We start from the raw sequence: 21859 nt of genomic DNA on the forward strand, positions 1-21859 counted from the left end.
TTCAGGTGACGCCCGGGAACCTTTGCCGGAACGACCGCAGAAGGTCGCTCATCACCTGTGAATTGCGATGTTGCCGAGGCAACCGCACGTCGAACACGCCCAGCACATGTGCTGGTCGCGGCGCGAGCACGATGATGCGATCCGACAGCATCAGCGCCTCGCGCAGATCGTGCGTTATCATTAAGGCGGTCGTAGGCCGTGCCGACCACACCGACAGAAGCAGGTGACGAAGCCGCTCGGCGGTCTGGTGGTCGAGCGAGACAAACGGTTCGTCCAGGACAAGCATCGCCGGCTCGGTAGCGAAGGCCCTGGCAAGTGCTGCCCTGCGCGCAAGGCCGAGCGACAGTTCCGCAGGATAGAGCGAGCGCATGCCGGCGAGGCCGAGAGTTTCAAACAGATCGTCGAGGTTCTTCGTTCTCAAGCTTTTCGGCAAGGCCAGCCTGACATTCTGCTCCACCGTTCGCCACGGCAGCAAGATCGGCTCCTGGAACACGGCCGCAATGCGGTTGGAGCCTCCTTGCGGCAACTGGAAGGATCCGGAAAAATCCTTGTCCAACCCAAGCAGGATACGCAGCGTCGTGGTTTTGCCGCAGCCCGACGGTCCCAGCAAGCAGGCGAATTCGCCTTGCCGGACCTCGAAGGAAAGGTCCTGAAGCGCCGTGATCGAGACGCCTTGCGCGGACCTGAAAGTCTTTTCAGCGATATCGACCCTAAGCGGGACGACGGCGCCAACGGGTTGCATGTCGTTCAACGGGTTGCACCAGAAGAAGTTCGATGACGAGCATCACCGCCACGAAAGCCAGTGTGTAGGCAAGAATGGCGGCGACGTCGAAGAGCTGGAAATAGAGATGGATCTGGAAGCCGACGCCGTTCGACCGGCCGAGCAGTTCGACGACCAGGACGATCTTCCAGATGAGGGCGATGCCGGATCGTGACGCGGCGGCAAGATAGGGTTGCAATTGCGGCAGCAGGATGTGGCGGATGCGATCGAGAGGACCGAAGCGATAGACAGTGGCCATTTCGGCGTAGCTCGGATCAAGCGCCCTGGCGCCCTCACGCATCGTCACCACGACATTCGGGATTTTGTTCACCGCTACCGCGCCGATCGCCGCCGCCTCGTTGAGGCCGAACCAGATGTAGCCGAGGACGATGACCACCAGCGCCGGGATGTTGAGGAACAGAATTACCCATGGGTTGAAAAAGCGGTCGGCGCGACGATAGCTGCCGAGCAAAACGCCGATGACCGATCCTATGATCATCGCGACGATATATGCCGCGGCGACCCGGCCGAGGGTCGCGCCGAGATGATAGAAGAGGTCGCCGCTCGCAGCCTCCCTGAGGAGCACCTGCCAGACCTGTCCCGGCCCCGGGAGGGCACGGCTCCGCCAGACACTCGCCGCAAGGCTCCACAGCAGGCAAAGCCCGAGCAAGGAAACCGCCACGGTCAGCGCGGGCATCAGCGTTGTCGCCAAGCTGGATCGCCCGGACATGCTCGTCGGGGCACCTCGCGTGCCGTTGCTGGTTTCCGGTGCGGTCATTCCGTGCGGTCCTGCCAGAATGTGCCGGGCGCCATCTCGGGCGCGCTGCCGACCAGCTTCGCGCCACCGATCGCCGCCAGCACGTGATAGAGCTTGCCGGCGTCGGCCGCTTCCTCGGCGACCGCCCGCCTGGGGATGCCTTGGCGGTAGCGGTCGCGCAGTTTTTCCAGTTCTTTGCCTTCCGCGCGAATGATCGGCGCCAGGCGCAGCCACTCCTCGTCGGATCTGGCCAGCAGGTCCTTGGCTTGCGCGGAGGCCCTGACGAAGCCCCTGGCGGCCTCCGGGTTCTCGTTCGCCCATTGGTCGTGGAAGACGTAACCGAGTGCCGACACAGGTCCCAAGGCGCCGAGCGCACGCGCCGCATCGTTCACGCCCATCAATCGACGAAAGCCGTTGGCCTCGAGACGGGCGCAAAAATGCCAGAAATTCAGCACCGCATCGAGTTCGCCCTGCATGGCCTTTTCCGAAATCAGCGGTGGCGCGCCAAAGATGATGTCGCTGGTTGCCAACAGGTCGACCCCGTAGTCGCGTCTGGTCAGAGCCTGTATCAGGAGCCAGCTCTTGTCGAGCGGGCCGCCGGCGACGCCGATCTTCCTGTGCTTGAGGTCGGCGACCGTCCGGATCGGCGACCCCTCCTTCACCATGATCGCCCCCACAGCGGTCGAATAGGGGGCTAATGTGAGGTCGCCGCCTTCCGACCGTTGGCGCGAGACCCACAACCAGTCGGAGACGATCATGTCGATCGCACCGGCCAGCAAGGCGACGTTGGTCGCGTCCTCCCCGGCGAAATCGATGATCTCCAGATCGATCCCGTTCGCCACATCGAATTTGTGTTGCCTCAACGTGTCGAGTTCCCAACTCACGGTTCCAAACTTCAGGACACCAACGCGAATCCTGGCTGCTGCAAAGACAGGCCTTGCGGCAAGAGCAGCGACCGTGCCGAGAACCGCCAGACGCAGCGTGTTGCGCCGTGAAATCATCATGACACCTCCTCCCTGGGCTCCAGGACGTCAATCAGATCGCTCGTTCCTTGCTCGGAAAGGCGCATTTCCAGCGCATGACCTTGAGGGCCGGGTGTTCCTGAGACCATTTCGCGATCTCGCTGGGTGCAAGGAACATGCATTGGAGCAGAGAGCCGCGGCTCTCGAAATAGAGGTGTTCGTCTCGGCAATTGCCCGGATTGGTGCTGAGGCACACCGTTAATATGAGATCGACCATATCCATTTAGCACCTCTTGCGCTCCGGGACGCCTGTCTCGACTGGTCCGGCCCAATGAGGAGCCTGGACAAAATCGCCAGTTGCCGGATTCCCGAGGTGCCAGTGGAGAAACCGGATGTCTTGAAGCTACGCATTCGCCCGATAGCCGTCAACAAAGACGAATACCGGTACCCTGGGTACCCAAGCCTCTATACCTTTATACGATTGACTTTCACCCCACGCCAACTAGCTTTTCGATTCGCGCGGCGCCGCTTCACAAAGGGAAAGCGGATACTCCACTCCACCGCGTAAGGTGCATGTCAATGGATGAAAGATCGGCATGCGCAAAATCGTCCAGGGCACCCAGACGATCCATGAGGAAATGCCATGCGCGCAATCGCATTTTTCGCAGTCGTGTTTGCTGTGTCCTTCATCACAAGCCAATCCCAGGCACAGGATGCCGCGGCGGGTGAGAAGGTCTTCGCCAAATGCAAGGTCTGCCATGTCGCCGACCAGGACAAGAACAAGGTCGGCCCGTCGTTGAACGGCGTCATCGGCCGGACGGCTGGCACACACCCGGGGTTCAGTTACTCCCAAGCGATGGTCGCGGCAGGCAAGTCCGGCGTCAAATGGGACGAACCCACGCTGACGACTTACCTTCGCGATCCCAAGGCCATGGTCAAAGGAACGAAGATGGCGTTCGTCGGCCTCAAGCAGGACCAAGACATCGCCAACGTCATCGCCTATTTGAAGCAATTCTCGAAATAGCGGCGCCGCCGGCCGTTCGAACTTGCGTCCGGCCGGCGTTCGCCCCGATCAAGCACCGGCTTGCAGCCCCTGCATCGCCGCAGGCAGGTCGAAAAGGCTGTCGCAAACCTGGTCGGCGCCAAGCTCTTCAACCGGAAAATGGGTGTATCCGCCGCGCAGCAGAATGACGGGCATGCCGGCGGCGCGCGCGGCGCCTGCATCGGCACCACTGTCTCCGACCAGCAGCGCGTCACAGGGGTCGACTCCAAGCTGGGCGAGCGCCAGCAGCAGAGCATCGGGCGCGGGTTTCAGGCATGTCACCGCGTCTCCGCCAATGATCGCACGGAAATATTCCGTCAGTCCGAAATGCAGCAGGATCTCGCGAGTCGCCAACTGCGGTTTGTTGGTCGCGACGCCCATGGCCATTCCCTTCGCGTAGAAGTGTGTGAGAACCTCCCTGACGCCAGGCATCAGTCTTGTCAGGCCGGTCAGATGTCGGCTGTAGATCGGCGCCATGACGCGGTTGGCCTCATCGAGCGCGTTGCCGACGAGCGGCGCTCCCGACGCCGCGAAGGCCCGCTCGATCAATTTCCTGACGCCGCCACCGATCATGGCCTTGACCTGGTCCAGGCGCAACGGCGGCAGATCGCGGCTGGCCAGCAACTCGTTGACGGCGGCCGCTATATCAGGCGCCGAATCGACCAGTGTGCCGTCGAGGTCGAACAGGATCGCCTTCGGCGGTCGAAGCGACCTACCTGCGCCGACATTCATGCAGCATCCTTCCACTTGATCGAGCAGCCGATCGAGGCGATCTGGTCGAACGGACCATCGCCGGTTCGAGCAACCTGCTTCATCGCCTCGAACAGATCGCGTCGCAGCCCGAGCGGTCCGGATTCGCGTCGCGACGCGTCCAGCCGGCCGCGATATTGCAGTCTCAGTTCGCTGTTGAACCCGAAGAAATCGGGAGTGCACACCGCTGAGTAGTCGCGCGCTACAGTCTGGGCCTCGTCGTGCAGGTAAGGGAAGCTGAAGCCGTTCGTCACGGCGAAGCGCTTCATGTGGTCGAAGGAATCGTCCGGGTAGGTGTCGGCATCGTTGGAGTTGATGGCGACGAAGCCGATACCTTCGGCCTTGAGGTCATTGGCGTCGCGCACGATGCGAGAGATCACGGCCTTCACATAAGGGCAGTGATTGCAGATGAAGGCCACGACCAGGCCATTCGGGCCGGCGTGACCGAAGATGGAATGCGACGTGCCGTCGACGCCGGGCAAAACGGCATCGATGGCGGGCCAGCCGAAATCGCATACAGGTGGGACCGCAGCCATGTTCGTCTCCCCGACAACGGTTTACGCGGCTTTCCGGATCGCGCCATCGGCCGCCTGTCTGATGGCGCCGATATTGGCACGATAGGCTGCCTCGGTGCCTCCCTTGAATACAGCCGAACCGGCGACCAGTACGTTGGCGCCAGCCGCGGTGACCAGCGGGGCGGTCTCGGCCGTGACTCCGCCGTCGATCTCGATGTCAATCGGGCGATGGCCAACCAAAGCCTTGATCCGTCTGACTTTCTCGACGACCGCTGAAATGAAAGCCTGGCCGCCGAAGCCTGGATTGACCGTCATCAGCAGCACCAGATCGAGCCGGTCGAGCACATACTCGATGACACTCTCCGGCGTCGACGGATTGAGCGACACCCCGGCCTTCTTGCCAAGATTCCTGATCGCCTGCAATGAGCGGTCGAGATGCGGTCCAGTCTCGGCATGCACCGTGATGATGTCGCAACCGGCATCGGCGAAGGCGGCCAGATAGGGGTCGGCCGGCGCGATCATCAGATGGCAGTCGAAGATCTTGTCCGTTCGACCACGGATCGCCTTGATGACCGGCGGACCGAAGGTGATGTTGGGCACGAAATGCCCGTCCATCACGTCGAGATGGATCCAGTCGGCGCCCGCCTGAACGACAGCTTCGACCTCGTCGCCGAGCCGCGAGAAATCCGCGGAAAGCACGGAGGGCGCGATGATTGTCCTGGTGACCATGGTCGTCGTCTCCAATTTCTGTCTTCCGTGTCGGGTCGCCGCCCGCCAGCCGGCTTCGCCCTCAGCGCGTCTTCGTCTCCGGTTCGCCTTCGAGCTTCCCTTCCGCGAATACGCGGCTGCCGCGGATATCGGATTCCTCGATGGTAATAAGGTCTGCCTTGGTCAGGGCACGGCTTCGCGATGCGAAAAGCCGATTGGCCTGGCGAAGCCGCGCCCGGTCCAGCCCATTGCGCACCGAGCGCGCGTTGGAGAAATGCGGCAGCCTCATTCGGATCGGAAGATACTCTTCGAGGGCCTGGGCGGCCGCCTCGCTGAGGCGATAATTCTGCTCCGCCAGCATGATCTCGGCGATCGATTTCAGCTCGCTGACGCCGTAGTCGGGAAAATCGAGGTGGTGGGCGATGCGCGAACGCATGCCGGGATTGCTGTCGAAGAAACGATCCATCTTGTTCTTGTAGCCGGCAAGGATCACGACCAGGTCGTCACGATTATTTTCCATGCATTGCAGCAGGATCTCGATCGATTCCTGGCCGTAGTCGCGTTCGTTCTCGGGCTTGTAGAGGTAATAGGCCTCGTCGATGAAAAGCACGCCGCCCATGGCACGCTTGATCACGTCGCGCGTCTTGGGTGCGGTGTGGCCCACATACTGGCCGACGAGATCGTCGCGCGTCACCGCGACCAGGTGGCCTTCGCGGACATAGCCGAGTCGATGCAGGATTTCGGCCATCCTCAGCGCCACGGTGGTCTTGCCCGTGCCCGGATTTCCCGTAAAGTTCATATGCAGCGTCGGTGCGCCCGAGGTCAGCCCGAACTTGCGGCGAAGCCGGTCGACCAGGAGAAGAGCCGCGATCTCGCGGATGCGGTTCTTGATTGGCTTCAGGCCAATGAGTTCGCGATCGAGCTTGTCCATCACCTCGTCGATGTTGGACGCTTCGAACTCGGCCTGCAGATCAACCGATTCGTCCTGAGCGCCAGCGCCCTTTGCTATCGTGTCCAGCATGGCTCAGCTAGCTCCGCTCGCCCTCGGGCCTGTCGGTCGCATAAGGCACGATCGAATAACCCTGGCTGCGGCCGTCACGCTCCTGGCGCAGCAGCCGGAACCCGGGTTCGCTGGGTGGCCGGTTGACGATGAACGACATGCGCGGCGCTTCCCATCCCTTGGTCGAATCGAAGGCGGTTACCCGGACATACATGTTCGGACAGGCTTTCCGGCAAGCGTTGACTTCGAGCAGGATGCCCGCCGGGTCTCTCAAATCGAACATCGGGTTGCCGTACATTTCCCAATAGGTGTTTCGCGGATGCGGATCGTCCGTGTACTCGACGCTGACGGCCCAGTGGTTCTTCAGCGCATATTTGATCTGCGCCGAAATCTGCTCATCGGTCAGGTCGGGCAGGAACGAGAACTGTCCCTGCGTGACCTTGTTTCCCGGATTGGTCATCATGGCGACGGTTCCTTTCTTCTAGAAGCTGGGCGTTGCGGTTGGCACGAAATCGGCCGTGTCGGTCGATTCATAGTTGAAGGTGACATCCTTCCAGGTCTCCAGGGCAGCCTTCAGCGGCGTGCACCATTTGGCCGCCTGTTCGAGGATTTTGGTCCCTTCGCGCAAATAATCGCGTCCCTCGTTGCGGGCCAGGATCATCGCTTCCAATGCAACGCGATTGGCCGTCGCGCCCGCCTGGATGCCGTCGGGATGGCCGATCGTGCCGCCACCGAACTGCAGGATGACGTCCTCGCCGAGATAATGGATCAACTGGTGCATCTGGCCGGCATGGATACCGCCCGAGGCGACGGGCATCACCTTGTTGAGCGAGGCCCAGTCCTGATCGAAGAACAGCCCGGTCTCGAGATTCTGCGGCGTGCGCTCCTCGCGCAGCGTGTCATAAAACCCCTTGATCATGAGCGGGTCGCCTTCCAGCTTGCCGACCACAGTGCCGGCGTGGATATGGTCGACGCCGGCCATGCGCATCCATTTGCAGATGACGCGAAAATTCATGCCGTGGTTCTTCTGGCGCGAATAGGTCGAATTGCCGGCGCGGTGCAGGTGCAGGATCATGTCGTTGCGGCGTGCCCACTTGGCCATCGACTGGATCGCCGTGTAGCCGATGACGAGATCGATCATGATGATGCAGGAGCCAAGCTGTTTGGCGAATTCGGCGCGCTCGTACATCTCCTCCATCGTGCCGGCGGTGACGTTGAGATAGTGGCCCTTGACCTCGCCAGTGGCAGCTGAAGCCTTGTTCACCGCCTCCATGCAGTAGAGGAAGCGGTCGCGCCAGTGCATGAAGGGCTGCGAGTTGATGTTTTCGTCGTCCTTGACGAAGTCGAGGCCGCCCTTCAGCGCCTCGTAAACGACGCGGCCATAGTTGCGGCCTGACAGGCCGAGCTTCGGCTTCGTCGTCGCGCCGAGCAGCGGACGGCCAAACTTGTCGAGCCGCTCACGCTCCACCACGATGCCGGTTGCGGGTCCCTGGAAGGTTTTGAGATACGCGACCGGGATACGCATGTCTTCCAGTCGCAGCGCCTTGACCGCCTTGAAGCCGAACACGTTGCCGATGATCGATGCGGTCAGGTTGGCGATCGAGCCCGGCTCGAACAGGTCGAGGTCGTAGGCGATGTAGGCGAAGTACTGTTGCTCGGTCTTGGTGCCGGGACCGGTGTTTGGAACCGGCTCGGATCTGAACGCCTTGGCGCGGTAGAGCTCGCAGGCTGTCAGCCTGTCGGTCCACACCACGGTCCAAGTCGCGGTTGAGGATTCACCGGCGATGGCGGCCGCTGCCTCCTCGTGGTCGACGCCGGGTTGCGGCGTGATCCGGAACATCGCGATCAGATCGGTCTCCTTGGGCCTGTAGTCCGGCTCCCAGTAGCCCATCTTCTTGTAAGGGATGACCCCTGACTTGTAGCGTTCCTTGCCTTCCTTGAGCGTACCCGCTGGCAGCATATCGATCTTGTTCATGACAGGTCTCCTGTTTGTTGCTCAGGCGGCTTTCGCGGTTGCGATATGGGGCGCGAGTTTTCCAGCGGCATAGCGTTTGGCCATCTCGTCCATGGCGATGACCTTGATCTTCGAGGCGTTGGACGCCGTGCCGAAACGCTCGAAGCGGTCTCGGCAAAGATCGTGCAAGGCGTCCATGGCGGGCTTCAGGAATTTTCGGGGATCGAACTCGCGCGGATTCTCCGTCGCGACGCGGCGGAACTGCCCGGCCATGGCCATGCGGCAATCGGTGTCGATGTTGACCTTGCGCACGCCGTAGCGGATGCCGCGCTCGATTTCCTCCACCGGGACGCCAAAGGTCTGGGGCATCTCGCCGCCATATTTGTTGATGATGTCCTGCAGTTCCTGTGGCACGGAGGAAGAGCCATGCATGACCAGATGCGTGTTGGGTAGCTTCTCGTGGATCGCCTCGATCACCTGCATGGCCAGTATGTCGCCGTCCGGCTTGCGGGTAAATTTGTAAGCGCCGTGCGAGGTGCCGCAGGCGATCGCCAGCGCGTCCACCTGGGTTGCGGCCACGAAGTCGACCGCCTGATCGGGATCGGTCAAGAGTTGGTCGTGGGAGAGCGCGCCCTCGGCGCCGTGGCCATCCTCGGCCTCGCCCTGGCCGGTTTCCAGCGATCCGAGCACGCCCAGTTCGCCTTCGACGGAAGCCCCGACCCAATGCGCCATGCGTGTGACTCGTTCGGTTACGGCGACGTTGTAGGCATAGCTTGCCGGCGTCTTGGCATCTGCCATCAGGGATCCGTCCATCATCACCGAGGTGAAGCCGTGGCGGATCGCGGAAAGGCAGGTGGCCTCGTCGTTGCCGTGGTCCTGATGGATGCACAGCGGAATGGTCGGATGCATTTCAGTCAATGCCTCCATCATTTTGGCCAGCATGACGTCGTTGGCGTAGGACCGGGCCCCACGTGAGGCCTGGATGATGACAGGCGCGTCGCAGGCTTTGGCCGCTTCCATGATTGCGAGGCCCTGTTCCATGTTGTTGATGTTGAATGCAGGGACGCCGTAGCCGTGCTCGGCGGCATGGTCGAGAAGCTGGCGAAGGGTGATGCGGGCCATTGTGGGTCCTCCTAGATGATGAGCTTCAGCGCCGCCGCAGCAACCGCTTCGGACGTTATGTTGAAATGCCGGTACAGATCGGGGGCAGGGGCGCTGGCGCCGAAACCGGCCATGCCGACGACAGCGCCCGTCTCGCCGACCCAGCGGTCCCAGCCCAGCCGGGCCGCCGCTTCGACCGCGACGCGCGGCGCGGAGCCGAGAACGGCCTTGCGGGTGGCGCTTTCCTGCTCCTCGAAAAGCTCCCAGCATGGCATCGAGACGACCGCGGCGGCGACGCCATGCTCGGTCTCCAGCCTTTCGGCGGCGGCAACCGCGATCTCGACCTCCGAGCCGGTTGCGATCAGGGTGACGGCACGGTGCCTGGCTGGCTCGCGCAGGATGTATGCGCCCTGGCTGGAGCGGTTCGCGTCGCTGTGCGCCTCACGCAGCATCGGCAGGTTCTGGCGCGACAGCACCAGCACGCTCGGCCGATCCCTGCTCTTCAGCGCAAGTTCCCAGCATTCCGCCGTTTCGATGATATCCGCTGGGCGAAAGACATTGAGGTTCGGCGTGGCACGCAGCATCGCCAGGTGCTCGACCGGCTGATGCGTCGGGCCATCCTCGCCGAGGCCGATGGAATCATGCGTCATCACGTAGATGACGCGCTGGCCCATGAGCGAGGAGAGCCGTATCGCACCACGCGCATAGTCCGCGAAGCAGAGGAACGTACCGCCATAGGGCACGAAGCCTCCATGCAATGCGATGCCGTTCATGGCGGCGGCCATGCCGTGTTCACGAATGCCGTAGTGAATGTAGCGGCCGGCATAGTCGCTCGGCGCAATGCGGTTCATGCCCTTGGTGATCGTCAGATTCGAGTGCGTCAGATCGGCCGAGCCGCCGACGGTCAATTCCGTGGCGCCGTTGATGACCTCCAGCGCCATTTCGGAAGCTTTTCGCGTTGCCACCTTGGTTGCCTTCTCGACATGCTCTCGGCGAAAGGCATCGAGCGCTTCGAAGACCGCGTCGGGCAGTCTGGCGGCGACCGCGTTCTCGAGGGCCTCTCGCTGCGGCGAGGCGGCAAGCCGCTGCTCCCACGCGCCCCGCATCGCTTCGCCGCGGCCGGCAATTTCGCGCCAGGCGAAAAGCACGTCGTCCGGCACCTCGAACGGCGCGAAGGTCCAGCCGATGTTCTCGCGGGTCGCGGCGATCTCTGCTTCGCCCAGCGGCGCGCCATGCGTCTTCTCCGAACCGCCGAGATTGGGGGCGCCCTTGCCGATTACAGTGCGGCAGGCAATCAGCGACGGTCGATCCGACTGCCGCGCCGCCTCGATAGCCGCGGCGACAGCTTCCATGTCGTGGCCGGAGACCGTTTGGACATCCCAGCCGGCGGCTTTGAAGCGCGCCGGCTGGTCCATCGACGTGGACAGGGAGGTTGGCCCGTCAATGGAGATCGCATTGTCGTCCCAGAACACGATCAGGCGGGAAAGCTTCAGGTGGCCGGCGAGGTCGATCGCCTCGTGGCTGATGCCTTCCTGCAGGCAGCCGTCGCCTGCAATCACATAGGTATGATGGTTGACCAGATCGGCACCGTAGCGGGCAGCAAGCATGCGCTCCGCCAGCGCCATTCCGACCGCCGTGGAAATGCCTTGTCCGAGCGGGCCGGTGGTGGTCTCGACACCAAGCGCGTGGCCATATTCGGGATGTCCGGCCGTGCGGCTGCCCAGTTGCCGAAACCGCTGCAACTCCTCGATCTGCATGTCTTCATAGCCGAGCAGATAGTGCAGCGCGTATTGCAGCATCGAGCCATGGCCGGCTGAAAGCACGAAACGGTCACGGTCGGGCCAGCCCGGCCTGGAAGGATCGATATTGATGAAGCGGTTGAACAGCACCGTTGCGACATCGGCCATGCCCATCGGCATGCCGGGGTGTCCCGAATTCGCTTTTTGGACGCTGTCCATCGCCAGCACGCGAATGGCGTTCGCCATGTCGAGCTCCGAGACGACGGCGGTGGCGGCAGGCTTTAGTGCTGTTTGGCTGGTCATGGCGTCCTCCTCACGACACACGGCTCTTGCGTTCGATCAATTGCAGGATGAGCGGCGTCAGGATCAGCTGCATGGCAAGGTCGAGCTTGTTGCCTGGCACCACGATGGAATTTGGCCGCGACATGAACGAGTCGTGGATCATCGACAGCAGATAGGGAAAATCGATGCCGCGTGGATTGGCGAAGCGGATAACCAGCATCGATTCGTCAGGCGTCGGAATCCAGCGCGCGATGAAGGGGTTGGACGTATCGACAATCGGCACGCGCTGGAAATTGATGGCGGTCTGCGAGAATTGCGGGACAATGTAGCGGACATAGTCGGGCATCCGGCGCAGGATCACGTCCATCACCGCCTCGGTGGAATAGCCGCGTGTCGAACGATCGCGATGGATCTTCTGGATCCATTCGAGATTGATGACCGGCACGACGCCGATCTTGAGATCCGCATGCTTCGCCAAATTGATCGTGTCGGTGACGACACAGCCGTGCAGCCCCTCGTAGAAGAGCAGGTCGCTGGGACCGAACTCTCGCCATTCGGTAAAGCTTCCCGGTGGCGTGCCGTACTGCTTTTCCTCTTCCTCGTCATGGATGTAGGTGCGGGTTCTTCCGGATCCCCGGCGGCCGTATTCCGCGAACACCTCTTCGAGAATCCCGAGTTCGTTGGCCGCGGCATGGAAGTGGGTGAAGTTCGGATTGCCGGCCTTCTCCTCTTCGGCCACCTTTGCCTTCATCGCGGCGCGGTCGTAGCGGTGGAATGCGTCGCCTTCGATGAACGCGGCCTCGATGTTCTCGCGCCGGAAGATCAGCTCGAAGATACGCTTGACCGAAGTGGTGCCGGCGCCCGACGAGCCGGTGATGGTGATGATGGGGTGCTTGGCTGACATGGTGCTGCTCAGGCTCTGAAGAGGCCACGGCGGCTGAACAGCGGCGCTCGTTCGCCGATGTTGCTCGGCTCGGTGTGGTAGCGGGTGACGCGCGCGACCTCCCGCGCCGACCCGAAGACCATCGGCACGCGCTGGTGCAGGCTGTCGGGTTCGATGTCCAGGATGCGGTTGATCGTATCGGTGGCCGCACCGGCAGCCTGTTCTATGAGATAGGCAATCGGGTTGGCCTCGTAGACCAGGCGCAGCCGTCCCTGACCGTAGCCCTTGCGCCGGTCGCCGGGGTAGAGAAACACGCCGCCGCGCATCAATATGCGGTAGCAGTCGGCGACCAGGGAGGCGATCCAGCGCATGTTGAAATCCTTCTCTCGCGGTCCTTCGGTGCCCTCCAGGCAGTCGTCGACATAGAGCCGCACGGCCTCGTCCCAGTGCCGGTAGTTGGCGGCGTTGATGGCGAACTCCTGGGTGCGTTGCGGAATGATCCGGCTCTCGTATGCCTGGACGAAGGTGCCGAGCCTGGCCGACAGGACGAAGATATGCGTACCGCTGCCGAGCGACAGGACGAGCGCCAACTGCGGCCCATAGATGAAGAAACCGGCGCCTAGCTGATTCACGCCCGCCTGCAAAAAAGAGGCGGCCGGATCGGCATCCGGCGCGCCAGTTGCGGGCAGGAGCGAGAAGATCGTTCCGATCGACACGTTGGTGTCGATGTTGGAAGAGCCGTCGAGCGGGTCGATGGCAATGGCGAGTGGTGCTTGCCTGTCGAGTAGGACCGGCTGCTCCAGCTCCTCGGAAGCGTAGAGCGCGACCGGAGCGTGGCGCATGGCGTCGAGGAAGATGTCGTCGGAGAAGACGTCGAGATCCTTCTGGACATCGCCGTCGGCGTTGGCGCCACGGGTCCCGGCAAAGGCGGCGCCGAGCACACCTTGATTGATGGTATTGCGGATCTTGCTGGCGGCCTGTGTCAGCTGACGGACAGTCGTTACGACCGCGGAGCGAAGTTCGTCCGGCTGGCCGAGATAGGAGTTCAGAAAAGCGTCGAGCGTTGCCGCTGGCATCGTAACCTCCCGATCCAGCCGCGTCTCCTCGGATCGGCTGGATCGGGGGAATGAAAACAAACGACACTTGATAAGTAAAATTCAATAACTTTACGTTGGTACTAAAAATAATTTAGCATGAGACATGAGAAACCTCACGCTCAAGCATTTCAAGACCATCCAGGCCATCATCAGGCACGGAAAAATTGTGAGTGCGGCCAAGGCGTTAGGTCTGTCTCCTTCAGCACTGACAATTCAGTTGCGGCAAATGGAGGAAGAATTCCAACTGGCTCTGTTCGACCGGACGTCGGACGGCATGCGTCCCACTGCCGCAGGTTTGGCCGTCGTTGAGGCAGCGCAAGCTATCGAGGAGCATCTCGGTCTGCTCGAAGACAAGATCGACGCCATCAAGGGCGTTCGTACGGGTAGCTTGAGGCTCGGCGTCGTTTCCACCGCCAAGTATTTCGCGCCGCGGTTGATGGCTGCGTTCATGAAGGAACATCCCGACATCGACATGCGGCTTGCCATCGGCAATCGTGCCCAGACAATCGACAACCTCAAGAATCACGACATCGACATCGCGCTGATGGGGCGCCCGGCGAAAGAGGTACCGGTGCGTGCTTCGGTCTTCGGCGACCACCCGCTGGTCATCATCGCGCCGCCCGAACACCCGCTGGCGGCGGCGCGCGATATCTCCAAAGAGCGCATTGCCGAGGAGCATTTCCTTATTCGCGAGCCCGGCTCCGGAACCCGCATCTCGCTGGAAATATTCCTGAGCGACGTGCCTGGCCGCATCGACGAACTCGGTGTCGAGATGGGCTCGAACGAAACGATCAAGCAGGCGGTGATGGCTGGTCTGGGCATCGCCTTCATTTCTGCCCACACCATCGCCGCGGAAACGGAAGCTGGCCGGCTCGTCATCCTCGACGTTGTCGGCATGCCGATCCGCCGACAATGGTTCTCGGTGATACGAACCGATCACGCAATCTCGCCGGCCATGGCTACGTTCAACGATTTCCTGATGCGCAAGGGCGCGATGTATCTGCCCCTGTTCGGTAAGCTTTATCCCGATTCCTGAGCGGGATGACCGACGGATGGCGTTCGGAATCGACCGGAGCGAGACGCCGGACGTGTCGCCTGCCAAGAGACGTGAAATCCGTCGCAAGGTCGACTGAAGGTCTATTTCTTCCGACCGAGCGTTTCCGAGACGGTCCTGGACAATTGATAGAGCCGCTGCTCGATTATCGTCGGCACGTCGCAGACATAGGTCAGCGACTGGACACGTTCGTTGAAAATGCGCGTCGCGAAATTCAACTGGTCGGTTCGCCGTTCGACTTCGTCCGGATCGGCGTCGGCTTTGGCACGTAGGGCGTCGACGTCGGATGCTTCCTTGCGCAATTCAGCCGCCATTTCGAGCTGTTTGTGGGCATAGCGGGAAATGCCGGAAATCACGTGCGAACGCTCGGCGTCCATGTGATCGAACATTCCCTGCACCAGCATCGCCATCTTTGGTGCGACCTGCTCCGCCGGCAGAGAAGCCACGAAGTCCTTGATCTCCTTCTGGGCTTCGGCAATCGGCGTCCGTCGGGCCGCCACCGCCTCGACCAGCGCGGAGACGCCCGAATCCTTCGACCAATCCTTCGCCGCCGGGGGAAGCTCCGGCCCATTCCAGATCTGGCCGAGCGAGAGCTGCGGCACCTTGCGCTGCATGCAAGGCCAGTCGGGATCGGTGTTTGCCGCCCTGGCGTCCATCGGGACAAGCATGGCGACCAGAACCAGGGTGTGCACAAGTCTCATTCGCGCCATCAGCCGTTTCCTCCCGTGTCCTGTTTGCGGGTCATCAGGCCGCGCGAAGGATCGTACGCAATGATGGCGCCGCCCAGAAACAACAGCGTGCAACCGGCGACGACGCCCAGCGACAGCCAGTCGATCTGCCCATAGAAGGCGAAGCGGATCAGTTCGACGGCATAGGTGAACGGATTGGCGAGGCAGATCTTGTAGAGCAGGGGGCTTGCCTCCTGGATACGCCACAAAGGATACAGCGCCGGAGACGCGAAATAGCCTGGAAAGATGACGAAGTTCATGATGCCGGCGAAGTTTTCGAGTTGCTTGATCATGGACGACAAAAGCATGCCGAGCGCGCAAAGCATCATGCCCGACAGAAACAGTGCCGGCAGCACGTAGAGATAGCCGAGCGGCGGCGCCCTGACGCCCCACAACCAGGCGACGATCAGAAATGCGTAGACTTGCACGATCGATACGGCCACGCCGGCCAACATCTTCGACACCAGCAGGAACCAGCGCGGAAATGGGCTGACCAGCAGGATGCGCATGTTGCCCATCTCGCGGTCGTAGACCATCGACAGTGAAGACTGCATGCCGGAAAACAGCAGGATCATGCCGCACAGACCCGGAGTGATGTAGACCTCGTAGAGCACATAGGTCTTGTAAGGAGGGATGATCGACACGCCGAGCACCTGGCGGAAGCCGGCGGCGAAGATGAACAGCCAGACGAGCGGCCGCACCAGTGAGGAAATGAACCGTTCGCGTTGGTGCAGGAAGCGCAGGCACTCGCGCAGGACGATGCCTTTCAGGCAAATGAGATAGTGGCGGAGGCCGAATGGTTCAGACCCTACCGGTTTGATGCCGACAACTTTTCCGGGCATCGCAGGAGCGCTCATGACGATGTCTCCGCCATGCCTGCCGCGTCGATGCGGCTGAGCTTCGAAAAGGCATCGCGAATGGAATTTCCTCCATTTGCCTGGACGACATCCGACACCTTGCCCCTGGCGACCAGGTCACCCCGCCGCAGCACGACGACATGATCGGTATCGTCGACTTCATCGATCAGATGCGTGGCCCAGAGCACGCCGATACCATCGGTTTCGACGAGCTTGCGGATGGTGGCGAGGATGCCAGCACGCGACTCGATGTCGAGGCCGACGGTCGCTTCGTCAAGCAGGAGCAGGGAAGGTCGGTGAAGCAGCGCCCGGGCGATCTCGATGCGCCGCATCTGACCGCCGGAGAGGCTGCGTGCCTTGTCATGCTGGCGGCCCTGCATGTCGACTGTGTCAAGCAGCGCGGCGATGCGCTGCCGGGCTTCGCGTCCGCCAATGCCATGCAGCGAGGCATGGTAGGAAAGATTCTGATAGACGCTGAGATCGAGGTCGAGCGTGCGCGCCTGGAACACGATGCCGACCCGTCTGAGAGCTTCGCCCGAAGCGCTGCGGATGTCGTGGCCGAAGATGCGGATCGAGCCGTGACGCGTGTCATAGAGGTGGCTGATCAGGGAGAACAGTGTTGTCTTGCCGGCCCCGTTGAGGCCGAGCAGGACGGTGAACGTCGCCGGCAAGATCGAGAACGAGACCTCTTTGAGTGCCCGCTTCGGTCCATAGGAGTGGCTGACGGCACTGACGTCGAGTGCCGCCGCCTCGTCTCCCGGTCCGCTTGTTCTCACATGCTGCATGCCCGGATCGCTCCTTCAGGACGCGTTGGCAGGACGCACTGCTATCTAGCGCGCCTGATTGCCTTTGGTCTCACTTGATCGTGATCTTGCCCTTCAGGCCCTTGTCGGCGAGGTCGGGAACCGACCAGGTATACTCGCCGGGGCGAACTGTGTGGAATTGCACCTGGATCGTTCCCGCGTCGTCGAATTCCAGCCAGGCCGGTCCGCCGTCCATATGCACCTCCAGATCGTCGATGACGATCTGGTCCATCCACACATTGCGGAACAGGTCGGTCACGAACTTGTATTCGAAACCGCCCTTGGAGGTGATCTTCCAGCGATAGCCTTGGCCGGCGATCAGCTCGAAATCCTTCTGATTGACGGCATAGGTGGAATCGGCCGAGCCGATAATCAATTCCGGCAGGTTCTTGCTGGCACGCGATGGTTTTGGCGTTGCGTCATCCGCGCTTGCGGCGATCGGAGCAAGCACAAATCCGGCGAGCGCGGCGAAGATAAACCTATGGCGAAATTTCATGTCGCGATCCTCCCCATGATCAATGTCTGCTATTTGGGCGAAATGGCCACACCCCAAGGCTGCTGGCCTACGGTGAGCGATTGGACCGGCTCGTCGGTCGCCGTATCGATGAACGTGATGTCGTTGGAGTTGCCATTCGTGGTGATCAGCGTTTTCTGGTCGGGTGTGAAGGCCAGGTGCCAGACGCGTTGGCCGACGAGGATGTATTTCTCGACCTCGAAGGTGTCGGTATTGACCACGGCGACATGGTTCGCCGGGCCGAGCGCGACATAGGCTTTCTTGCCGTCGGCGCTGATGGCGATGCCTACCGGCTGGATGGTCTCAGCCCGCAATCCCTGAATCGCGAACTGGATCTTCTTCACCACTTCGCGTTTGGCGTTATCGATGACGCTGACGGTGCCGCCCACTTCGGCGCTGACCCAGACCTGCGAGCCGTCCGGCTTGAATTCGGCAAAGCGCGGGCGCGTGTCGACCAGCACGTTATCGGTTACATCGTGGGTGCCAGTGTCGATGAAATGCGCCATGCTGGTGGTTTCCGAGGTGTTGACCATGGTCTTGCCATCAGGGCTGATACCCATGCCTTCCGGTTCCACGCCGACTGGAATCTCGGCCATGACCTGCTTGCTCTCGACGTCGATGGCGGTGACGAGGTTGTCGTCCTCATTGGCGACATAGAGCGTCGTGCCGTCAGGCGAGAGCACGAACAATTCGGGATCGGGGCCAGATGGCAGCGTGCCGACGATTTGCAGCGTCGCGGTGTCGATGATTTCGACCGTGTCGTCATCACTGGCGCAAAGATAAACGAATTTGCCGTCATGCGAGATGGTGATGCCGCGTGGCCTCTGGCCGACCTCGACGGTCTTCACCACTTGCATGGTGGCCGTGTCGACGACCGTCATCGTGTTGTCCTTCTCGTTGGAAACGTAGGCCGTATAGGCCGATGCCGGGCTGGCCGTGAGGCCGGCCGCGAGAATGGCCAATGCACAAGCTCGTGTCTGCACGCAAATTCCTCCCCTTTGGCCCTACTTGAGAACGCATTTCGTTTCCGGCTGATCGATACCAAGCGTATCGAGTTCGGAGAATTGGTGGAGATAGCCCTCCTGCGGCGATGTCGACACGACCGACTTGGTGTCGCCAAGCAGGATCGGCTGGCGAAGCTGGAGGTTCCATTTGCGGAAAGTGAGCTTCTGTCCCTTGAAGGCGGCAACCGAGAAATCGCCCGACCGGATGTAGTCACTGATCTTTTTGGCATCGTCGCCTTTGGTGCGCGTGGTGGCTTCGCCGACGGCACGCACTGCTGTCCACGCCGACATGTCCTTGGAAAGCATCCGCCGGCCCGTCGTCTTCAGGAAGCGGCTCTGCATCTGGATGCCGCCCCATTGCTCGCTGGCGGGATGCCACGACGATGCAACAAGCCCGGCCGTGCCGGCGACCAGCCGCGGCGTCCAGGTGCGGTAGGGCACGTAGGTGCCAAACACCTGGCTTTCGTCGGCGACAAGCACAATGTCGTGCTCCGGCAGATCCTGCGTGAATACGGAAATCTGCTGCTGTATCTGCGTGGCGCCGGTGTCGGTACGCCTGGCCGTGCCGGTGTCCTTGAATTCCTTCTCGGCGACGATCTGGCCGCCGAAACGGGTTGCCGCGCGGCGCAACGCGTCGGCGTAGAGATGGTCCTGCTCATGCGAGCCGTAGAGCAGCACCCAATTCGGCCACTTCTTCACCATGAGATACTGCGCCAGCGCATCGGCAAGCATGCTGCGCGTCGGCGCGATATGAAAAACATTGATGCGGCAGTCCTCCTCGCGCAGGCTATCGTCGGTGGCACCGATGTTGAAGATCAGCACGCCCTTGTCGCGGGCTATATCGGCGATCGACAGCAATTGTTTGGCCGAGAGGTCTGCGACGACATAGTGGTCACCTTTGGCGATCAGGTCCTCGAATGCCTGAACCGCGTCGGCTTCGGGTTTGATCTCGGTCACGTCGAGGCTGAATTTCTGGTCGGTGAATTTTCCGGTGGTGTTGTTATCGCCGATTGCCACAGTGGCGCCGGCGACACCTTCGTCACGCGGCGGCAGGTCGAGCATGGAAAGCGTCAATTGCGGCGCGTAGGCCCGCAAATACCCTATCTTGATTTCAGTGACCTTTTTTTCCGGCTTCGCCGCCGCTTCCTGGGCTATCGCGCCCGGAGCGTTGACGGTCAGGGAAAAAAAGCACAAAAAGGCGGCGAGAGTGCCCGGCACCGCGCTCGTCATCGATAGTAATTACCCATTCTTGCGCTGAGGTCCGACGGGTGTCGGAGCAGCGCCAAGTCCAGGTGCCCATGGTCAACTTAGCCGACCCGCAAAATTTATCAAACCCTATCGGACGACTTTTCGCGTCTGCCCTGGCTCGGTGTCTTTTTGACAAACATGCCATGGCGGCTGAAAAGATTGCCATCTTCGATTTCGAGGTCGTTCGCAGCTATGTCATCCGCGACGTGCGCGAGAATCAAGCGGACGAAGGACAAAAGATCTTGTCCTCCAAACTGGAGAAACTGTTCAAATGACCAGAATGCTGGCCAGCGTCACCGGCATCGAAGAGGCGGAGATCGTTCTTTCGAGCGGCGCCGACATCGTCGATCTGAAGGATCCGAAGGCGGGAGCGTTGGGCGCGGTACCCACGGAAACCATCCGCCGAACGATTTCGTTCATCGCTGGTCGGGCTCCGGTCAGCGCGGTCTGCGGCGACCTGCCGATGGAACCCGAAACGATCCGCGCCAAGGCTGAAGAGATCGCGGCGACCGGCGTCGATTATGTCAAGATCGGGTTTTTCCCATCGGCTCACATCCCTGCCTGCGCGGAGGCGCTCGAACCGCTGGCCGCGCGAACGAAGTTGATCGCTGTGCTCTTTGCCGATCTGGCGCCGGACTTCGAGCTCCTGCCGGTATTCGGCAGGCACCGCTTCCACGGCGTGATGGTTGATACCGCGCAGAAGGGAAAGGGCCGGCTGCTCGACCATTTGCCACCGGAGCGGATTCCGGGATTCGTCGATCGAGCCAAGTCGCTCGGTCTGATGGTTGGCCTGAGCGGATCGCTCGAAGCCCCGGATATTCCACGTCTATTGCCTTTCGCTCCCGATTTCCTCGGCTTTCGCGGCGCGCTGTGTGGCCATGCCGACCGCGCGGGTTCAATCAGCGCCGAGGCGGTCTCGCAGATTCGCGAATTGGTCCCGGCAGAGCCTGGGACGGGCGGTAAATCGAGCATCGACTATCGCCTGTTGGCAGCGAGAGGCTATTCGCCGGGCACCGATCCGACACTGGGCACGGACAGGATTTTCGTGCGGGATTTTGTTCTGCCGGTCCAGATCGGTGCCTACAGCTTCGAGCATGGTCATACTCAAAAGGTGCGCTTTGATGTGATCGCCGACGTGCTGCAAGTCACCGACCATCCCGAGGACATGCGCCATGTGTTCTCCTATGACATCATCATGGATGGCATTCGCACCATCGTCGCGCGGGGGCACATTCAGCTCAGCGAGGCTTTGGCCGAGCAAGTGGCGGCGCACGTTCTGGAGAACCAGCGCGTCGTGCGCGTCACGGTAAGGGTGGAAAAACTCGAGCTCGGGCCTGGCGGTGTCGGCGTCGAGATCGAACGCAAGCGCCAATCGGCAGGACGCGGTGTCGCCTCCGGCTCTGCCGGCCGAAAAGACCGAGGTAGTGTTTCCCGGCCGCGCCAGCAAGGCTCCGACGTCCTCGGGCGGGCCGTCGTCAAGCTTGGCGGCAGCACTGCCCATGCGGCGGAAATGACGAGCTGGATCGCGGCGCTGGCGGGTTCCAGGCTACCGATCGTCATCGTGCCCGGCGGCGGCCTGTTTGCCGACCAGGTGCGCGAGACGCAGACCCGCATGGATTTTTCCGACACCGCCGCACATGCCATGGCGATCCTCGCCATGGAGCAGTTCGGCCAAGTCATCCTCGATCGGGACGAAAGACTGACGCCGGCACGATCGCTGGAGGAGATTGTGCGAGCATTGGACGAAGGCAAGGTTCCGGTGTGGCTGCCGTCGTCACTTGCGTTGCCGGCACCGGACGTTCCGGCCTCTTGGGACATTACCTCCGATTCCCTGGCTGCCTGGCTTGCCGGGAAGCTTGGCGCGAACGCGCTGTTGCTTATCAAGCAGACCGATGCATTCTTCGACAACGATACCCCTGACAGCCTGAAGGCCAGGGGCATTGTCGACCCAGGCTTTGCCGCCATGCTGCCCGACGGCATCGATTTCCGTCTCGCCGGTCCGAAGGATGCCGCCGAGGCGGGCGCGCTACTCGCATCGGGCAAGCTGCCCGGCATCGGGATTGTGGCTTCGACCCGCTCGGCAAAGAAGGCAGGATAGCCG

General features: G+C 61.7%; 24 protein-coding genes. 4 read left to right on the forward strand and 20 right to left on the reverse strand.

All coding sequences use genetic code 11. The features are described 5' to 3' along the window. Nucleotide 1: 1 nt before the first annotated feature. From FJ940_RS12850 to FJ940_RS12865, 4 genes are all read right to left on the reverse strand, one after another. The gene (locus tag FJ940_RS12850) at nucleotides 2-742 is read right to left on the reverse strand and encodes an ATP-binding cassette domain-containing protein (protein WP_140656766.1); all 741 of its coding nucleotides are present in this window, start codon (nucleotides 740-742) and stop codon (nucleotides 2-4) included. Beyond that, nucleotides 711-1457 carry an ABC transporter permease gene (locus FJ940_RS12855; RefSeq protein WP_224519073.1) on the reverse strand — a complete coding sequence of 249 codons (747 nt, stop codon included), beginning with the start codon at nucleotides 1455-1457 and terminating at the stop codon, nucleotides 711-713. The genes FJ940_RS12850 and FJ940_RS12855 overlap by 32 nt, the downstream gene beginning before the upstream one ends. 77 nt (nucleotides 1458-1534) lie before the next feature. Continuing rightward, nucleotides 1535-2521 carry an ABC transporter substrate-binding protein gene (locus FJ940_RS12860; protein ID WP_140498234.1) on the reverse strand — a complete coding sequence of 329 codons (987 nt, stop codon included), beginning with the start codon at nucleotides 2519-2521 and terminating at the stop codon, nucleotides 1535-1537. Nucleotides 2522-2552: 31 nt separating this feature from the next. After that, nucleotides 2553-2762, reverse strand: coding sequence for a hypothetical protein (locus FJ940_RS12865; protein WP_140498232.1), 210 nt, complete (start codon nucleotides 2760-2762; stop codon nucleotides 2553-2555). Nucleotides 2763-3122: 360 nt separating this feature from the next. Between FJ940_RS12865 and FJ940_RS12870 the strand changes: the two genes are divergently transcribed. Beyond that, entirely contained in the window at nucleotides 3123-3503 is a 381-nt protein-coding gene (locus FJ940_RS12870) for a cytochrome c family protein (protein WP_140498230.1), read from the forward strand. A 48-nt stretch (nucleotides 3504-3551) separates the two neighbouring features. Here FJ940_RS12870 and gph read toward each other — a convergent pair whose 3' ends face one another. From gph to FJ940_RS12920, 10 genes are all read right to left on the reverse strand, one after another. After that, nucleotides 3552-4253: a phosphoglycolate phosphatase gene (gene gph, locus FJ940_RS12875; protein ID WP_140515137.1), complete on the reverse strand. Its 702-nt coding sequence runs from the start codon at nucleotides 4251-4253 to the stop codon at nucleotides 3552-3554. Beyond that, on the reverse strand, nucleotides 4250-4807 hold the full coding sequence (locus FJ940_RS12880) for a thioredoxin family protein (RefSeq protein ID WP_140515138.1): 558 nt from the start codon (nucleotides 4805-4807) through the stop codon (nucleotides 4250-4252). Before FJ940_RS12880 ends, gph begins: the two co-directional genes overlap by 4 nt. A 21-nt stretch (nucleotides 4808-4828) precedes the next feature. Next, nucleotides 4829-5515: a ribulose-phosphate 3-epimerase gene (gene rpe, locus FJ940_RS12885; protein ID WP_140515139.1), complete on the reverse strand. Its 687-nt coding sequence runs from the start codon at nucleotides 5513-5515 to the stop codon at nucleotides 4829-4831. A 61-nt stretch (nucleotides 5516-5576) separates the two neighbouring features. After that, on the reverse strand, nucleotides 5577-6515 hold the full coding sequence (cbbX, locus tag FJ940_RS12890) for a CbbX protein (protein WP_140557415.1): 939 nt from the start codon (nucleotides 6513-6515) through the stop codon (nucleotides 5577-5579). A 7-nt stretch (nucleotides 6516-6522) separates the two neighbouring features. After that, nucleotides 6523-6957: a ribulose bisphosphate carboxylase small subunit gene (locus tag FJ940_RS12895; RefSeq protein WP_140498220.1), complete on the reverse strand. Its 435-nt coding sequence runs from the start codon at nucleotides 6955-6957 to the stop codon at nucleotides 6523-6525. An 18-nt stretch (nucleotides 6958-6975) separates the two neighbouring features. Next, nucleotides 6976-8469, reverse strand: a complete 1494-nt coding sequence (locus FJ940_RS12900; RefSeq protein ID WP_140498217.1) for a ribulose-bisphosphate carboxylase large subunit — start codon at nucleotides 8467-8469, stop codon at nucleotides 6976-6978. Nucleotides 8470-8490: 21 nt separating this feature from the next. Next, on the reverse strand, nucleotides 8491-9570 hold the full coding sequence (gene fba / locus FJ940_RS12905) for a class II fructose-bisphosphate aldolase (RefSeq protein ID WP_140515142.1): 1080 nt from the start codon (nucleotides 9568-9570) through the stop codon (nucleotides 8491-8493). Nucleotides 9571-9581: 11 nt separating this feature from the next. After that, a complete protein-coding gene (gene tkt, locus FJ940_RS12910) occupies nucleotides 9582-11591 on the reverse strand; it encodes a transketolase (RefSeq protein ID WP_140557417.1) in 2010 nt (669 codons plus the stop codon). 10 nt (nucleotides 11592-11601) lie between these two features. After that, nucleotides 11602-12474, reverse strand: a complete 873-nt coding sequence (locus tag FJ940_RS12915; protein WP_140498210.1) for a phosphoribulokinase — start codon at nucleotides 12472-12474, stop codon at nucleotides 11602-11604. 8 nt (nucleotides 12475-12482) lie between these two features. Further along, nucleotides 12483-13529, reverse strand: coding sequence for a class 1 fructose-bisphosphatase (locus tag FJ940_RS12920; protein ID WP_140515144.1), 1047 nt, complete (start codon nucleotides 13527-13529; stop codon nucleotides 12483-12485). Between the two features lie 124 nt (nucleotides 13530-13653). Between FJ940_RS12920 and FJ940_RS12925 the strand changes: the two genes are divergently transcribed. Beyond that, nucleotides 13654-14586, forward strand: a complete 933-nt coding sequence (locus FJ940_RS12925; protein WP_140498205.1) for a LysR family transcriptional regulator — start codon at nucleotides 13654-13656, stop codon at nucleotides 14584-14586. Between the two features lie 101 nt (nucleotides 14587-14687). Here the strand turns inward: FJ940_RS12925 and FJ940_RS12930 are convergent, their stop codons facing one another. From FJ940_RS12930 to FJ940_RS12955, 6 genes are all read right to left on the reverse strand, one after another. Then, nucleotides 14688-15314: a hypothetical protein gene (locus FJ940_RS12930; protein ID WP_140524706.1), complete on the reverse strand. Its 627-nt coding sequence runs from the start codon at nucleotides 15312-15314 to the stop codon at nucleotides 14688-14690. Further along, nucleotides 15314-16174: an ABC transporter permease gene (locus FJ940_RS12935; RefSeq protein ID WP_181167723.1), complete on the reverse strand. Its 861-nt coding sequence runs from the start codon at nucleotides 16172-16174 to the stop codon at nucleotides 15314-15316. The genes FJ940_RS12930 and FJ940_RS12935 overlap by 1 nt, the downstream gene beginning before the upstream one ends. Before the next feature lie 11 nt (nucleotides 16175-16185). Beyond that, a complete protein-coding gene (locus FJ940_RS12940) occupies nucleotides 16186-16974 on the reverse strand; it encodes an ATP-binding cassette domain-containing protein (RefSeq protein ID WP_140498199.1) in 789 nt (262 codons plus the stop codon). A 70-nt stretch (nucleotides 16975-17044) separates the two neighbouring features. After that, nucleotides 17045-17488, reverse strand: coding sequence for a hypothetical protein (locus tag FJ940_RS12945; protein ID WP_140557423.1), 444 nt, complete (start codon nucleotides 17486-17488; stop codon nucleotides 17045-17047). Between the two features lie 29 nt (nucleotides 17489-17517). After that, nucleotides 17518-18468, reverse strand: coding sequence for a PQQ-dependent catabolism-associated beta-propeller protein (locus tag FJ940_RS12950; RefSeq protein ID WP_246671019.1), 951 nt, complete (start codon nucleotides 18466-18468; stop codon nucleotides 17518-17520). Nucleotides 18469-18510: 42 nt separating this feature from the next. After that, nucleotides 18511-19740, reverse strand: coding sequence for an ABC transporter substrate-binding protein (locus FJ940_RS12955; RefSeq protein ID WP_140656737.1), 1230 nt, complete (start codon nucleotides 19738-19740; stop codon nucleotides 18511-18513). Nucleotides 19741-19778: 38 nt separating this feature from the next. Here FJ940_RS12955 and FJ940_RS12960 point away from each other — a divergent pair, with 38 nt between their 5' ends. Both FJ940_RS12960 and FJ940_RS28775 read left to right on the forward strand, forming a co-directional pair. Then, nucleotides 19779-20033 (forward strand): hypothetical protein, encoded by a 255-nt coding sequence (locus FJ940_RS12960; RefSeq protein WP_140560484.1) that lies wholly within the window; start codon nucleotides 19779-19781, stop codon nucleotides 20031-20033. Further along, nucleotides 20030-21856: a (5-formylfuran-3-yl)methyl phosphate synthase gene (locus FJ940_RS28775; protein ID WP_140656738.1), complete on the forward strand. Its 1827-nt coding sequence runs from the start codon at nucleotides 20030-20032 to the stop codon at nucleotides 21854-21856. The genes FJ940_RS12960 and FJ940_RS28775 overlap by 4 nt, the downstream gene beginning before the upstream one ends. The last annotated feature ends 3 nt before the right edge of the window (nucleotides 21857-21859 follow it).

This window comes from Mesorhizobium sp. B2-3-7 (assembly GCF_006442695.1).
In the GTDB taxonomy this organism is placed as follows: Bacteria; Pseudomonadota; Alphaproteobacteria; order Rhizobiales; family Rhizobiaceae; genus Mesorhizobium.

Bases quoted from the DNA above. Each gene is read 5' to 3' on its own strand.
- FJ940_RS12850 (WP_140656766.1), bottom strand. From the start codon at position 742: ATGCAACCCGTTGGCGCCGTCGTCCCGCTTAGGGTCGATATCGCTGAA.
- FJ940_RS12855 (WP_224519073.1), bottom strand. From the start codon at position 1,457: ATGCCCGCGCTGACCGTGGCGGTTTCCTTGCTCGGGCTTTGCCTGCTG.
- FJ940_RS12860 (WP_140498234.1), bottom strand. From the start codon at position 2,521: ATGATGATTTCACGGCGCAACACGCTGCGTCTGGCGGTTCTCGGCACG.
- FJ940_RS12865 (WP_140498232.1), bottom strand. From the start codon at position 2,762: ATGGATATGGTCGATCTCATATTAACGGTGTGCCTCAGCACCAATCCG.
- FJ940_RS12870 (WP_140498230.1), top strand. From the start codon at position 3,123: ATGCGCGCAATCGCATTTTTCGCAGTCGTGTTTGCTGTGTCCTTCATC.
- gph (WP_140515137.1), bottom strand. From the start codon at position 4,253: ATGAATGTCGGCGCAGGTAGGTCGCTTCGACCGCCGAAGGCGATCCTG.
- FJ940_RS12880 (WP_140515138.1), bottom strand. From the start codon at position 4,807: ATGGCTGCGGTCCCACCTGTATGCGATTTCGGCTGGCCCGCCATCGAT.
- rpe (WP_140515139.1), bottom strand. From the start codon at position 5,515: ATGGTCACCAGGACAATCATCGCGCCCTCCGTGCTTTCCGCGGATTTC.
- cbbX (WP_140557415.1), bottom strand. From the start codon at position 6,515: ATGCTGGACACGATAGCAAAGGGCGCTGGCGCTCAGGACGAATCGGTT.
- FJ940_RS12895 (WP_140498220.1), bottom strand. From the start codon at position 6,957: ATGATGACCAATCCGGGAAACAAGGTCACGCAGGGACAGTTCTCGTTC.
- FJ940_RS12900 (WP_140498217.1), bottom strand. From the start codon at position 8,469: ATGAACAAGATCGATATGCTGCCAGCGGGTACGCTCAAGGAAGGCAAG.
- fba (WP_140515142.1), bottom strand. From the start codon at position 9,570: ATGGCCCGCATCACCCTTCGCCAGCTTCTCGACCATGCCGCCGAGCAC.
- tkt (WP_140557417.1), bottom strand. From the start codon at position 11,591: ATGACCAGCCAAACAGCACTAAAGCCTGCCGCCACCGCCGTCGTCTCG.
- FJ940_RS12915 (WP_140498210.1), bottom strand. From the start codon at position 12,474: ATGTCAGCCAAGCACCCCATCATCACCATCACCGGCTCGTCGGGCGCC.
- FJ940_RS12920 (WP_140515144.1), bottom strand. From the start codon at position 13,529: ATGCCAGCGGCAACGCTCGACGCTTTTCTGAACTCCTATCTCGGCCAG.
- FJ940_RS12925 (WP_140498205.1), top strand. From the start codon at position 13,654: ATGAGAAACCTCACGCTCAAGCATTTCAAGACCATCCAGGCCATCATC.
- FJ940_RS12930 (WP_140524706.1), bottom strand. From the start codon at position 15,314: ATGGCGCGAATGAGACTTGTGCACACCCTGGTTCTGGTCGCCATGCTT.
- FJ940_RS12935 (WP_181167723.1), bottom strand. From the start codon at position 16,174: ATGCCCGGAAAAGTTGTCGGCATCAAACCGGTAGGGTCTGAACCATTC.
- FJ940_RS12940 (WP_140498199.1), bottom strand. From the start codon at position 16,974: ATGCAGCATGTGAGAACAAGCGGACCGGGAGACGAGGCGGCGGCACTC.
- FJ940_RS12945 (WP_140557423.1), bottom strand. From the start codon at position 17,488: ATGAAATTTCGCCATAGGTTTATCTTCGCCGCGCTCGCCGGATTTGTG.
- FJ940_RS12955 (WP_140656737.1), bottom strand. From the start codon at position 19,740: ATGACGAGCGCGGTGCCGGGCACTCTCGCCGCCTTTTTGTGCTTTTTT.
- FJ940_RS28775 (WP_140656738.1), top strand. From the start codon at position 20,030: ATGACCAGAATGCTGGCCAGCGTCACCGGCATCGAAGAGGCGGAGATC.